Here is a 13118-nt window from a genome sequence, read left to right on the forward strand (position 1 = left end):
ACCGAAATCCTCCTTCCCACTTCCGAAATCTTATGTCTTGTGTCTTGTGTCTTGCGTCTTATGTCTAACGTCTAGCACCTAATCTCTAGCTTCTCGCATCCACTTGGTACATTGTACTTGGTACTTGGTACAACAAAACTTTAAGGATAAATACCTTACCCAATGAAAAAAGAACTGCAATTACAACTGAGCCCGGAAGAGGCTTATGATGAAATTTTGTTTCAGCAAGTAGCGCTGAAAAAAGCCGGTTTATCCACTGATAATGCACAGGCCATCGCCCGTCAGACCAGAAGGTCCATCGATGCCCGGGGCAGGCAGGTACGGGTCAATGTCACCGCAGAAGTTTTTGTCAATGAGGTGCCAACTCCTTTATTACAGACGCCAAAAGCTTATCAGAACGTTTCCAATAAAGAGCAACTCATTATCGTCGGAGCAGGTCCAGCCGGTTTGTTTGCCGCACTTAGGGCCATTGAATTAGGCATCAAGCCTATCCTGATAGAAAGGGGCAAAGATGTACGGGCAAGAAGAAGGGACTTAGCAGCCATCAACAAAGACCATATTGTCAATCCTGAATCCAATTATTGTTTTGGCGAGGGCGGGGCAGGTACCTACTCGGATGGAAAATTGTATACCCGATCCAAAAAAAGAGGCGATATCCGTAGGATTATGGAAATTTTAGTGGCCCATGGGGCTACGGAAGAAATCCTGGTGGATGCGCATCCACATATTGGCACCAACAAGCTCCCCAAATTGGTTGCCGAACTAAGGGAAAGCATCCTGCAGGCAGGAGGGGAGGTCCTTTTTGAAACCAAAGTGGTGGATTTCATTTTGGAAGGAAATGAGATGAAGGGAATAGTCACCCAAGATGGAGAAAAAATCAAAGGCATTGGCGTCATTCTGGCTACCGGACATTCAGCAAGGGATATATTTCACCTGCTCAAGCATAAAAACATCCTTATTGAGGCCAAACCATTTGCCTTGGGCGTAAGGATTGAACACAGCCAAAACCTGATTGACCGGATTCAATACCATTGCGAGGTGGACAGGGGACCTTATTTGCCGGCTTCTTCCTATGCTTTGGTACAACAAACCTACTTTCAGGGTAAACAGCGGGGTGTCTTTTCATTTTGCATGTGCCCAGGAGGATTTATTGTTCCGGCAGCCACTTCTCCTGGAGAAATAGTGGTCAACGGCATGAGTCCCAGCAGGCGGGATAGCAAATATGCCAATTCAGGAATGGTCGCAGCTGTTGAACTGGAAGATCTACCCCAATACCAGAAATATGGGCCATTGGCAGCCATGATGTTCCAGGCAGAAGTAGAGCAAAGGGCATGGAAATTTGGAGGAGAAACCCAAACAGCACCCGCCCAGCGGATGGTGGATTTTGTCAATAAAAAGGTCAGTAATTCGCTTTTGGATACTTCTTATCAACCTGGGTTAAAATCCGTGGATATGTATGAAGTGCTGCCAGATTTCATTGCGGAAAGGTTAAAACAAGGCTTTGCGGCTTTTGGAAAAAAGATGAAAGGTTACCTGACCAATGAGGCGCAGATCATTGGTGTGGAAAGCCGAACTTCCTCACCTGTCCGAATTCCAAGGGACAGAGAAAACTTTGAACATCCTATCATAAAACGATTATACCCATGTGGGGAAGGTGCAGGATATGCCGGGGGCATTGTTTCAGCGGCCATGGACGGGGAAAGGTGTGCGGAGAAATTGATTGCGGAATATGTAAGGTAATTTGGAAAAAAAATGTAGAATGAAGAGTGATGAATGAAAAATGAGTGGTGAAGTTGGATTTCAAATGGTTTTTTTAGAAAAAAGACCAAAAAATACTACAAAAGGGGTATTTACTTGCGTTCATTTTCTACAGATATTTGGGGAGTGAGATGAAGAATAAGCAACGATTTTAACTCATTGACCAAACACTATCATTATTTGAACTGAACACTAAAAAACCGGATCCATGGATCCGGTTTTTGAATTTTATACCATCTGACTATCCTAAATCAAAGGCTGGAAGCCAATCCATCTTTTTACCAGTATACAAGGATTCATTGGCCAAAGCCACAGCAATGGCTGTTTTGCCTCCATTGATAACATTGGAGTGGGGCAATTCCCTTTCCTGCAAACAACGATAGTAATCTTCCAAAGCATAAAAGGAACCATCTCTGGTAGGTTGGTCTAAGATTTTTACGCCTTTTTTATCCTCAGACCAAGTTAATCTGGTAGCACCCGAAACCCCATCGACCTGCTCCAATTCTTTTCTGTTTTCAGGTTCAGGGTAAAAAATCCCCTCATTCATCAATAGTGAAACTGTTCCCTTACTCCCCTTGATTTTAAAGGAATAATCTTCGTATTGATTGGCGCAGGTGGCACCAAAATTTCCAATCATGCCTTCCTGTTCATAGCGTAAAGTAACCTGAACATTATCGAAAGTCTCCCTGCCATCTTTGAAATGATCTATGCCCCCGACCCCATAAATAGAAGTAGGTCGGGTATCAAAGGCCCAATGGATAAAATCCATTTGGTGGGAGAGCAATTCAGCTACCAAACCACCTGAGTATTCCCTGTACATCCTCCAGTTGATCTTTCTTTCCAATTCCGGACTGGGAACAGGTCTTCTCCAATTATTATTCCTGTCCCACCTGGCACTGACTTGGGTAACTTTACCCAACCAACCGTCTTTGATCATTTCCTTCACTTTAAAATATAGCGGAGAATAACGGTACTGGTGACCAATCTGGATCACTTTATTGGGATATTTACTTTTGATCTTATTCAATTCAATGGCCTGCGCTGTATTGAAGACCATGGTTTTCTCCAAAAAGAGGTGTTTACCTGCCTCCAAAACTGCTTTGGCATGATCAAAATGCAGATAAAGCGGTGTAGCGACCAAGATCACATCCAAGTCCTTCTGATCCAATAGAGATCTATAATCCCTATGAAATTGGATACCGGTTGGAAAATTCCTTTTGGCTTTATCCAATCGTTCGGGCAGGTCGTCACAAATACCTCTGACTATAAATTTGCCGGGCATACTGTTGAGTACATGGTGCAGTCCCGAACCCCGATCACCATATCCTAAAATTCCGATGGAATACACTTTGTCATTGGGAACAACAGCAGACAGAGGGAGCACTGCGGAAGCAGATAAAAGGGCACTTAACTTAACAAAATCTCTTCTTTTCAAAGCAAATAGGTTATTAGGTTTTAACTTTGGAATATAAAAAACTTTTGGCTTTAAACACCAAGGAAATCAATGATCTGTAAGCTAATGTGATAATTGGTTGATTATTGTAAGACAATTGCTGACAGAAAGTGTTATTTCCCCATACGAGAAGCTGTAAATTTCCTATAATTGCCAAAGAAGCATGGAGTTTGTCATCATCGATATTGAAACAACAGGCGGCAATCCTTCTCAGGGGGGAATTACCGAAATAGCAGCTTTGGTATTCGATGGCAACAACATCATTGACCGCTTCCATACCTTGGTTAACCCAGAACGGTTTATCCCAAATTTTATTACCGGGCTTACGGGTATCAGCCAGGAAATGGTGGAAAATGCCCCGAAATTTGAAGAAATAGCAGAGGATCTCTGGAACCTATTGGAGGGTAGAACTTTTGTGGCTCACAATGTCAATTTTGATTATGCCTTTATCCGGGAAGCCTTTAAAGGTATAGGAAAAGAACTGAACCTTCCCAAGCTTTGTACGGTAAGGCTAAGCAGAAAAGCCTTTCCAGGTTTGGGCTCTTATGGATTAGGAAGAATATGTGAGCAATTGGCCATAGAAATCAGCCACAGGCATAGGGCTTTTGGAGATGCTGAAGCGACAGCCATTCTCTTCCAAAAAATCTACCAGCATCAATCGGATATCATTTATCAAAGCCTTAAAAAAGGGAAAGGGGAACAGTTTTTACCTCCCCATATCAGTCAGGAAAAATTCCAATCCCTACCTGAAACCACTGGCATTTATTTTTTTCATGACAGGCATGGACAGGTCATTTATGTGGGAAAGGCGGTAAATATCAAATCAAGGTTTAAAAGCCATTTCTCAGGGAATTCACAGGAAAAGCTGGCGCTTAAATCGGAAATCCATGATGTGAGCTGGGAACTGACCGGTTCGGAATTTCTGGCTTATTTATTGGAAGCTTTGGAAATCAAAAGGCTTTGGCCCAAATACAACAGGGCATTAAAATACCGAAGCAGCCAATGGGCACTTTTTCAATATGAAGACAGCAAGGGCTTTATTCGCTTTCAGGTAAGCAAAAACAATCAAAATATCCAGAGCATCATGGAATTTGACTCCCACTCAGAAGCATGGAAATTTATGATGGATAAAACCACAACTTTTGAACTTTGCCCTAAATTGACCGGAATTCAAAAAAGTCCCGAAGCCTGTTATGACCATCAGCTAGGGAAATGTCATGGAGCCTGTTGCGATAAGGAAGAAACCTTAGCCTATAACAGAAGGGCCAAGGAGTTTTTGGCCTCCATCCATGCCGATAAAGGAGCCGTGCTGATTCGGGATAAAGGCCGGTCAACGGATGAGAATTGTGCCCTGTATTTTGAGAATGGCATTTTTACTTCCTATGGGTTTATTTCCCAAGAGGAGTTCCTGGGAAATAATGAAGCCATTGTAGCAAGTCTACGGGCGGTGAAACACATTCCTGAAACCAAATACATTTTGCGGGCCTTTGTTACAAAAATCCATATGCGGAACATCATACCCATTGGAAAACCTTGAGGATACTCAGCAGTCCCAAAGCCAGGGTAATCAGCCAAATCAGCATACTGATAAGGTTCAATTTTGAAGAATTAACATAATTCCCCATTAGACCTTTCTGGTTGGCCAACCAAATCACATAAGCGGACAATAGGGGGAGTAAGATACCATTCGCCAATTGCGCCATGGTGATCAATTGAACCGGCTTGATTCCCAAAGAAGCAAAGACCAAACCCAAACCTAAGATCAGGAGAATACTTCCCCGCATGGGCCAACTTTTGATGTCCGTAGACCAAGCAAAACAGCCAGAAATCACCAGGGCACCAGCCAAGGGGGCAGTGATGGCAGAAGTTATTCCAGCAGCAAAAAGTCCAAAAGAAATAAAATATTTGGCCCATATTCCTCCCAATAAAGGTTCTAAGCCTTTGGCCAAATCAGCGGCAGACTGAACCTCATACGCAGCCCCTGCATGGGCAGTGATGACAATGGCCATGGAAACCAGCCCTCCCAATACTACTGAAATGATGGTATCTGTCCTGACATATCTTAAATCGGATACATCTTGCCACCTTTTGGCCACCAAGCCTGAATGTAAGAACAGGTTATAGGGAACTACTGTAGTCCCAATCAGGGCTACCGTGGTGATAATGGTCTCTGAACGTACAGAGGGAACAAAACCTTCAAATAAAAGTCTCCAAGATGGTTGAACCATCAATGCACTGCTGATAAATGCCAGGCTCATGAAGATCACCAAAGCAGTCAAAACCTTGGTGATGACAGCATAACTGCCACTGAATAAAAGGAGCAAAGCCAAGAGCCCAATCAAAAAATTTAAAGGTTGGAGTTCGAGTTTGCCCAGTGAAATGGGCGGAAAATCTATCCACATGGCTGCCCCTAAGGCACCGCCTCCGATATTTCCGGCCTCGTAAGCGGCATTTCCTATGACAATCGCCAATAGGACCAAGCCAATAGAAAAATACCGCCATACCACTTTTTTTATGGTACTGGAAATATTGGCGGCCAATCCCCTCTGACTGACCAAGCCAATCCTGGCAGCCATTTCCTGCAGTACAATAGTGGTAATGACAGATAAAGCCAAAGCCCAAAGCAATTCATAGCCAAACTGCACGCCGGCCAGGGTACAGACGGTCACCGTACCAGGACCGATAAAGGCCGCCGCAACCAGTGGGCCTGGACCAAGGTATTTTTTCCATTCACTTTTCATGGTGCCTGTTGCAGGGCATAGATGGCAAATGAACCCAGCCAATGGGTACCTTCATAATTGTCATCTACAATGGAGGGAAGGGAATAAGTCACATGGTCATTGGCGATATCAATCAAATGTCCATATTCCACGGGAAAGGCTTTGATCAAGCCATACAAAACCCAGGCCCTGCTAAAATTCAGTCCATCCAGGTGAACCAGTTTCCCATCAGTCCGGTCACTCACCTTGCCAGGCTCTAATTCAAAATCATTATCCGCCAAATCTGGCATAAACCGGCTCAACCAAGTCTTAAATTCATTAGGACTGAGTATTTTCCTCATCACATCCAGCTCCTGAAAGCAGGGAGACAAGAAATCAAAGCCACTGGGTTCCCAAGTCAAAGGACAGCCCTCATCATCCATAAACCAATCCATGGCCCTGTTTTTAATCATGGTTTTTAATGGATCATGACCCACCGTTTGTGCATAGTCATAGGCCAATGAAAGCCCAAAGGCAATATTGGTATGCTCACCTACACGGATAGGATAAATCAACTTGGGCAAAAATTCCAGGTATTTCTCCACCATCAAATCAGTCAAGGGTTGTAGGTTTTCTTCCAGTTCCCTAGCAATAGGGGCCTCCCATAAATGTAATTCCTCCGCCAATTTCAGAACCCAGGCCCACCCATAAGTCCTTTCAAAGCTGCTGTTTTGAGGCATATGGAAATAAGCTACTTCCCCAGTTATATTTTCTTTGCTGATGTTTTCCAGAAGCTTGGTTTGTATCAAATCTTTTTGGTCCAATTCCGGAAACTGCCTCAACAAGGCCACCAACATCCAATGCCCATGAACACTTGAATGCCAGTCAAAGCATCCGTAAAATGCAGGATGGAGGGCTTTTGGGCCTTTCAGGAAAGCTTCACTTTCCAAGGTCTGATTCAATTTATTCGGGTATTCCACTTGTAGACAATGGAGGGGCATGGTAGCCAAACGATTGGCTTCCTCGATTGTAAGGGCAATGCCTTTGATAGCTTCCATAGGTAATTGGGTTGGCAATTCCCGTTGGCAGGAAAAAAGGACATTGGCCAGCAATATCCATGTTAACAATTGATGCTTCATGATTGGAGGTTTTCTACTGGCTGAAATAAACCAAAAATTTTGGATTGAAAAGGAATAATTGATGAAGAGGTATGGAATTGTTTTATTATTTTGTATAAAAGATAAAAAACCAAATCCATTTTGTCATGTCAAGGCTGGAAGATTTTAGGTCCCATATTGAAAATGGCTACAGATTTAAAGGTGATGACATCATCCTAGGAACAGGCATATTAGATCAAGAGCCAATACAGCATACGCAGGTAAGAATTCCTTTAAAAACCATGAATAGGCATGGCTTGATTGCAGGGGCAACAGGTACAGGGAAAACCAAGACTTTACAGGTCATTGCAGAGCAGTTATCATTACAGGGCGTTCCTTCAGTCCTGATGGACCTCAAAGGTGATCTTTCAGGAATGGCAAAAGCGGGCAGCATGAATGCTGTCATAGAAAAAAGGAGCAACCTGATTGGCGTGGAATATCAGCCTACAGGACTTCCGGTAGAATTGATGACTATCAGTCAAGAAAAGGGTGTTAAACTTAAAGCAACTGTTTCTGAGTTTGGACCGGTTTTAATATCCCAAATTCTAGAACTTAATGAAACCCAAAGAGGGGTGATCGCATTAGTTTTTCGGTATTGCGATACCCATCATTTGCCATTGCTTGACCTGAGAGATCTCAAAAAGGTCCTTCAATTTGTTATCAACGAGGGAAAAGAAGAGATCACCAAAGAATTTGGGTCAGTCTCTCCTGCTACGGTTAATACAATCATGAGAAAAATAATTGAATTGGAGCAGCAAGGGGCCGAGGAATTTTTTGGAGAACTCTCCTTCGAAGTCAATGATTTTGTACGAACAGTGGAAGGCAAGGGGGTGGTCTCCATCATACGCTTGACTGATATTCAAAACAGGCCTAAACTGTTTTCCACTTTTATGTTATCGCTTTTATCGGAAATTTATGAAACCTTTCCAGAAGAAGGAGATTTAGAAAAGCCTAAGCTGTGTTTGTTTATCGATGAGGCCCATTTGGTTTTTTCCAATGCTTCAAAGGATTTATTGGATAGGATAGAAGCCATCATCAAACTGATCCGTTCCAAGGGAGTGGGTGTATTTTTTTGTACACAGACACCTACTGATGTTCCCGAAAAAGTTTTAGGACAATTGGGATTAAAAGTGCAGCACGCTCTAAGGGCGTTTACTGCCAAAGACCGGACAGCTATCAGAAAAACTGCGGAAAATTATCCTATTTCTACTTTTTATAATACCTCAGAAACACTCACTTCCATGGGTATTGGAGAAGCTTTGGTTACAGCATTAAATGAAAAGGGAATACCCACGCCACTTGTTCATACATTATTGAGAGCCCCGGTTTCCCGAATGAACATACTTTCGCCGGATGAAATTAACCAACAAGTAAGCCAATCTGCTTTGGTGCATAAATACAATATTAAAATTGATAGGAAGAGTGCCTTTCACATCTTGGATCAAAAAATAACACTGGCAGAAGAAAATGCCGGACAAAAGTCCAGTAGCAGCTATTCCGGTAGAGGTCCGGGAAGACGCCCTAAAGAAACAACAATTTTTGAAGATTTGAGCAAAAATACCATGGTGAGACAAATCGGTCGAACAATTTTCAGGGAACTCAGCAGAGGAATTATGGGTAGTATATCCGGGAAGAAAAAACGTTAACTATTTAATTGATCATGAGAGTAGGGGTAATTGGGGCCGGTGCTGCTGGCTATTTTGCGGGCATTCATGCAGCATTAAAAGGTGCGGAAGTCATTATTTTGGAAAAAACATCCAAGACCTTATCCAAAGTGAAAATTTCAGGAGGAGGAAGATGTAATGTGACCCATGCTGCTTATGAAAATTCCAATTTGGTCAAAAATTATCCAAGAGGGGAGAAATTTCTAAAAAAGGTTTTCCGACATTTTTCTGTACAGGACACCATTAATTGGTTTGAAAGTAGGGGAGTTTACCTAAAGGTGGAAGCTGATGGCAGGATGTTTCCTGTGACAGACAGTTCACAATCCATTATTGATGCCCTACAGCAGCAGGCTTTGAAATCACATGTTCAGATGCTGATGAATCAAGGGGTTGAAAAAATAGAAGCCCTTGATGGTAAGTTCAAGGTGACCACAAAAGATAAGACCTTTATTTTTGACCGCTTGATCATTAGTACGGGAGGGTTTCCAAAAGCTGAAGGCTTTGGTTTCATCAAAAATATGGGGCATACGATTGTTCCACCTATACCTTCTTTGTTTACTTTCAACACCCCACAGGAGCCTTTGCGGGAGTTGATGGGCATATCTGTCCCAGATGCCTTTGTGCGATTGGAAGGCAGCAAGTTGGCCTATGCCGGACCGGTTTTGATTACCCACTGGGGCTTAAGCGGACCTGCTGTTTTAAAACTTTCTGCATTTGGTGCCAAGTGGCTCTTTGAAAAAAATTATCAGACCAATGTCCATATCCGTTGGAACAAGAACTGGACGGAGGAGCAGTTGGTGAGAGACCTACATATCTTTAAAAACCAACATCCTAAAAAGAAAATAGTAAGTAATCCGCTGTTTAGTTTGCCGGCTAGGTTGTGGGCATACTTCTGTGAAAAATCAGAAATTACAGAAGAACTTCTTTGGCAAAATCTACCAAAAAAACAATTCCATAAATTGGTTCAGAATCTTTTTTGCTATATTGTGAGCGTAAAAGGAAAGACAACGTTCAAGGAGGAATTTGTTACCGCCGGAGGTGTTGATTTGAGTGAAGTTAATCCTGAAACAATGGAAAGTAAACTGCATAAAGGTTTGTTTTTCGCCGGAGAAGTGCTGGATATTGATGGGATTACGGGAGGTTTTAACTTTCAGGCCGCTTGGAGTACTGGATATCTGGCTGGTATAAATGCTATTTTATAATTTTGAGCATGCACAATACGCCGCCTTTAAACTTTGATAAAATCGATGAAATGACAGAAGGCGATGCCGATTTTAAGGCAGAGCTGGTTACTGCTATTTATAACTCTTTGATAGAGCTGAAGGGTACCTATATAGAAGGGGCAGCCAATGAGGATGAAGAAACCATTCAGGAAATCCGACATAAGGTAAAACCCTCCCTTGTCATGTTCGAGGTAAATCCCCTAAATGATATACTTCTGGAAGGCAAGGAAATCATTGAGACCACTGGTTTTGGACCCGAATTTTTAGCGCACTTTGAAAAATTTCTTGATGCAGTCCAGGAAGCCATCGATTTTGTAGAACCGGAATTCAAAAAAATAGAAGGGACAGAAGAATAAACTGTCCCTTATTTCATTACCAGATCGACTAAGCGGTTAGCATAACCCGCCTCATTATCATACCAACCCACAATTTTGACTAAGTTGCCTTTCACAGATGTAAGGCCTGAATCAAAAATACAGGAATGTGGATTACCTATGATATCTATAGAAACGATAGGGTCTTCCATATATTCCAATATACCTTTTAAATCGGTTTGTGAACTTTCCAAAAATACCTCATTGATTTCCTCTGTGGTGGTCTCTCTTTCCAATTCAACAATAAGATCTGTGAGCGAGCCATCTGGTACCGGTACCCTCATGGCAGAAGCCTCAATTTTCCCTCTCAAATGGGGCAATACAATTTCCATGGCTTTTGCTGCATGCGTGGTAGTAGGGATAATGGAATAGGCTGCTGCCCTGGCCCTGCGCAGATCCCTATGGGGTGCATCGTGCAGGTTTTGATCGTTCGTGTAAGAATGTACTGTGGAAACAAATCCTTTCACTATGCCAAAGCGCTGATCCAATAATTTGACCATTGGAGCAAGGCAATTGGTAGTACAGGAAGCATTGGAGATGATTTTTTCTTCTCCTGTTAAAATATGTTCATTGACACCGAGGACGATGGTAGGAACGTCCTCATCTTTGGCCGGAGCGGTAATGATGACTTTTTTGGCTCCCGCCAACAAATGCCTACTGGCACCTGCCTTATCTGTGAATTTTCCGGTAGATTCCAACACAATATCCACATCTAGGGCTGCCCATGGGATCAAAGCAGGATCTTTTTCTGCAAAAATCTTAATTTGATGTGATTTGATGTAGATGTCCCCATCCTTCACCTTTACCGGGTAAGGGTACTTCCCATGCACGGAATCATATTGGAGCAAATGAGCCAGTGTTTCGGGGTCAGTCAGATCGTTAACAGCTACCAATTCAATGCCTTCTTTTTCCATGAGCAACTTGATGGTAAGCCTGCCGATTCTGCCGCAACCGTTTACAGCTACACGTTTTTTTCTCATATAGTTGGTCAGTCTGTATTTAGAAGAGCGAAGTTAATAAAGTTGGTCTTGAAAGACTATTATTATTTTTTCATGCTTATTTTCAGTATTTTGGAATGCCGAACCAAATATTTTTTGGACAGGTTTTGGAATGTAGATTTAACCCTCTATATTTGCATCACCGTTTGAAAAACGGCTTACCCCAAACCAAAAATGGTCCGTTCGTCTAGGGGTTAGGACGCATCCCTTTCACGGATGAAACACGGGTTCGATTCCCGTACGGACTACTTTAGAACACTGAAAAAAACCTTTCAGTGTTTTATTTTGGCCCATAAAAATCACATGGTCGATTCGTCTAGGGGTTAGGACGCATCCCTTTCACGGATGAAACACGGGTTCGATTCCCGTATCGACTACACTACTAAATACTTAAGGGCTAAAAAGCCCTTTTTTTGTTTAAAAAACGCTATTTTTTACAATACACAATATGCATTATTTTAAATAATCCCGTATCTTTTGACCTACTTTGTGACCTACTTAATTTCATCATGTTTGGATTCAAGATTTCGGCTGTTATAGATCCCCAGGGGTTAAGATCCCGGAAAAACAGAAAGTCTGATTCATTCCCCATATATCTAAAAATTTACAAGGGTACAAAATCACTTATCAAACTCCAATTGGATAACATACCTTTCAGATACTGGAATGATAAGAATTCATCAAACAAATGGGTTAAGAACTCATTCCATTTAGCTGAATACTATAATGATGAAATTCAAAAAGAGAAATATAAGATTGAAGGCTTTATAATTGAGTGCCAAAAGTCCGATAGGTATATTACCCCTGGAGACGTTAAGCAGTGGTATGAAAGTAAACATTTGGGGAAAAGCATAAACAAAAGGAACCCCGTAAGATCAGAGCATATTTTAATCAAAGACTATTTTGATATTGTTATCAGAGAGCTGAAGCACTCTAAAAAATCAAATACGATTAAGGTTTACAATACTACCAGGGACCATTTACAGGAGTTTGCACCTAAAGCCATGATGAAAGACATTACAAAGGATTTCATTAGGCAGTATATCAATTATTTTTCAAGAGACCGGGCCACAAAGAAAGAAGGGGCCAAAAACCTTAACCCAAATTCACTTGAAAAGTACATTTCCAAAATTGGCAGGGTGTATAAAATGTATTGCAATGAATTTCAAATTCCTTTAGATTATTATCTTTTTAGGGACTTGGGGATTAAGGCCACTGGTAAGGCTGAAAAAACAATAGTTTTATCACAAGAGCAAAGCAGAAAAATTGAAAATCTCATATTAACCGGTAAAGATCAAAGGTATGAATTGAGCAGAAGGATTTTTATCATTTTATCAAATACGGGCCTTTATTATGATGATGGACTAATTCACCTGAAAAAGGAAAACATTAAGTTCCTGGATAATAATCCTGAATTTATGATACTGGAAGGTAAGAGGCAAAAAAATAACAATTCATTTTGGATCCCTTTAAACGATAAGGTTAAAGACTGTTTAAAATGGCTGGATTTTATCCATGATGATGATTATTTGATTCCAGCCAGCATAAGAACCACAAGTAAAACAATAAATTTACACTTGAAAAAAATTGCTGAAATTGCCGAACTTGATATAAATCTATCAATTGAGGTGGCTAGAAACACATTTTCAAGCAACCTGAAAAATAAAATATCTGATTACCTAATTGATGAAATGCTGGGCCATTCACATAAATCCGTAAGGGATAAAAATTATACAAACATTCGTAATTTGGAAACATACTTTGAAATAATGGGGGTAATAAATGGCAAAGG

Annotated in this window: 10 protein-coding genes and 2 tRNA genes; 8 read left to right on the forward strand and 4 right to left on the reverse strand. The window is 41.6% G+C overall.

Translation table 11 applies throughout. The features are described from left to right. The first annotated feature begins 162 nt into the window (after positions 1-162). Positions 163-1740 carry an NAD(P)/FAD-dependent oxidoreductase gene (locus B879_RS18115; protein ID WP_009186668.1) on the forward strand — a complete coding sequence of 526 codons (1578 nt, stop codon included), beginning with the start codon at positions 163-165 and terminating at the stop codon, positions 1738-1740. Positions 1741-1999: 259 nt separating this feature from the next. Here the strand turns inward: B879_RS18115 and B879_RS18120 are convergent, their stop codons facing one another. Then, on the reverse strand, positions 2000-3193 hold the full coding sequence (locus tag B879_RS18120; protein WP_009186669.1) for a Gfo/Idh/MocA family protein: 1194 nt from the start codon (positions 3191-3193) through the stop codon (positions 2000-2002). 181 nt (positions 3194-3374) lie between these two features. On the opposite strand from B879_RS18120, the gene B879_RS18125 reads away from it, so the two are divergent. Beyond that, positions 3375-4748, forward strand: coding sequence for an exonuclease domain-containing protein (locus B879_RS18125; protein ID WP_009186670.1), 1374 nt, complete (start codon positions 3375-3377; stop codon positions 4746-4748). Here B879_RS18125 and B879_RS18130 read toward each other — a convergent pair. Both B879_RS18130 and B879_RS18135 read right to left on the reverse strand, forming a co-directional pair. Next, entirely contained in the window at positions 4726-5952 is a 1227-nt protein-coding gene (locus B879_RS18130; protein WP_009186671.1) for an Nramp family divalent metal transporter, read from the reverse strand. The two genes, B879_RS18125 and B879_RS18130, sit on opposite strands and share 23 nt — an antisense overlap. After that, positions 5949-7049, reverse strand: a complete 1101-nt coding sequence (locus B879_RS18135; RefSeq protein ID WP_009186672.1) for a DUF2891 domain-containing protein — start codon at positions 7047-7049, stop codon at positions 5949-5951. Before B879_RS18135 ends, B879_RS18130 begins: the two co-directional genes overlap by 4 nt. A gap of 125 nt (positions 7050-7174) precedes the next feature. Here B879_RS18135 and B879_RS18140 point away from each other — a divergent pair, with 125 nt between their 5' ends. Genes B879_RS18140 through B879_RS18150 form a run of 3 tightly spaced genes read left to right on the forward strand, consistent with a single transcriptional unit; the run spans position 7175 to position 10310 of the window. After that, on the forward strand, positions 7175-8713 hold the full coding sequence (locus B879_RS18140) for a helicase HerA-like domain-containing protein (protein WP_009186673.1): 1539 nt from the start codon (positions 7175-7177) through the stop codon (positions 8711-8713). A gap of 14 nt (positions 8714-8727) precedes the next feature. Next, on the forward strand, positions 8728-9933 hold the full coding sequence (locus B879_RS18145; protein ID WP_009186674.1) for a BaiN/RdsA family NAD(P)/FAD-dependent oxidoreductase: 1206 nt from the start codon (positions 8728-8730) through the stop codon (positions 9931-9933). A gap of 8 nt (positions 9934-9941) precedes the next feature. Next, positions 9942-10310 (forward strand): hypothetical protein, encoded by a 369-nt coding sequence (locus B879_RS18150; protein ID WP_009186675.1) that lies wholly within the window; start codon positions 9942-9944, stop codon positions 10308-10310. An 8-nt stretch (positions 10311-10318) separates the two neighbouring features. On the opposite strand, the gene gap is transcribed toward B879_RS18150, so the two are convergent. Beyond that, entirely contained in the window at positions 10319-11308 is a 990-nt protein-coding gene (gene gap / locus B879_RS18155; protein WP_009186676.1) for a type I glyceraldehyde-3-phosphate dehydrogenase, read from the reverse strand. Positions 11309-11502: 194 nt separating this feature from the next. Between gap and B879_RS18160 the strand changes: the two genes are divergently transcribed. The 3 genes from B879_RS18160 to B879_RS18170 all read left to right on the forward strand — a co-directional run. Continuing rightward, positions 11503-11574, forward strand: a tRNA-Glu gene (locus B879_RS18160). 57 nt (positions 11575-11631) lie between these two features. Further along, a tRNA-Glu gene (locus tag B879_RS18165) sits at positions 11632-11703 on the forward strand. Positions 11704-11835: 132 nt separating this feature from the next. After that, positions 11836-13118 (forward strand): tyrosine-type recombinase/integrase (locus B879_RS18170; RefSeq protein ID WP_040401126.1); only part of this gene is annotated, 1283 nt, incomplete at its 3' end.

The organism is Cecembia lonarensis LW9, from assembly GCF_000298295.1.
Classification (GTDB): domain Bacteria; phylum Bacteroidota; class Bacteroidia; order Cytophagales; family Cyclobacteriaceae; genus Cecembia; species Cecembia lonarensis.

Bases quoted from the DNA above. Each gene is read 5' to 3' on its own strand.
- B879_RS18125 (WP_009186670.1), top strand. From the start codon at position 3,375: ATGGAGTTTGTCATCATCGATATTGAAACAACAGGCGGCAATCCTTCT.
- B879_RS18145 (WP_009186674.1), top strand. From the start codon at position 8,728: ATGAGAGTAGGGGTAATTGGGGCCGGTGCTGCTGGCTATTTTGCGGGC.
- B879_RS18130 (WP_009186671.1), bottom strand. From the start codon at position 5,952: ATGAAAAGTGAATGGAAAAAATACCTTGGTCCAGGCCCACTGGTTGCG.
- B879_RS18140 (WP_009186673.1), top strand. From the start codon at position 7,175: ATGTCAAGGCTGGAAGATTTTAGGTCCCATATTGAAAATGGCTACAGA.
- gap (WP_009186676.1), bottom strand. From the start codon at position 11,308: ATGAGAAAAAAACGTGTAGCTGTAAACGGTTGCGGCAGAATCGGCAGG.
- B879_RS18115 (WP_009186668.1), top strand. From the start codon at position 163: ATGAAAAAAGAACTGCAATTACAACTGAGCCCGGAAGAGGCTTATGAT.
- B879_RS18135 (WP_009186672.1), bottom strand. From the start codon at position 7,049: ATGAAGCATCAATTGTTAACATGGATATTGCTGGCCAATGTCCTTTTT.
- B879_RS18150 (WP_009186675.1), top strand. From the start codon at position 9,942: ATGCACAATACGCCGCCTTTAAACTTTGATAAAATCGATGAAATGACA.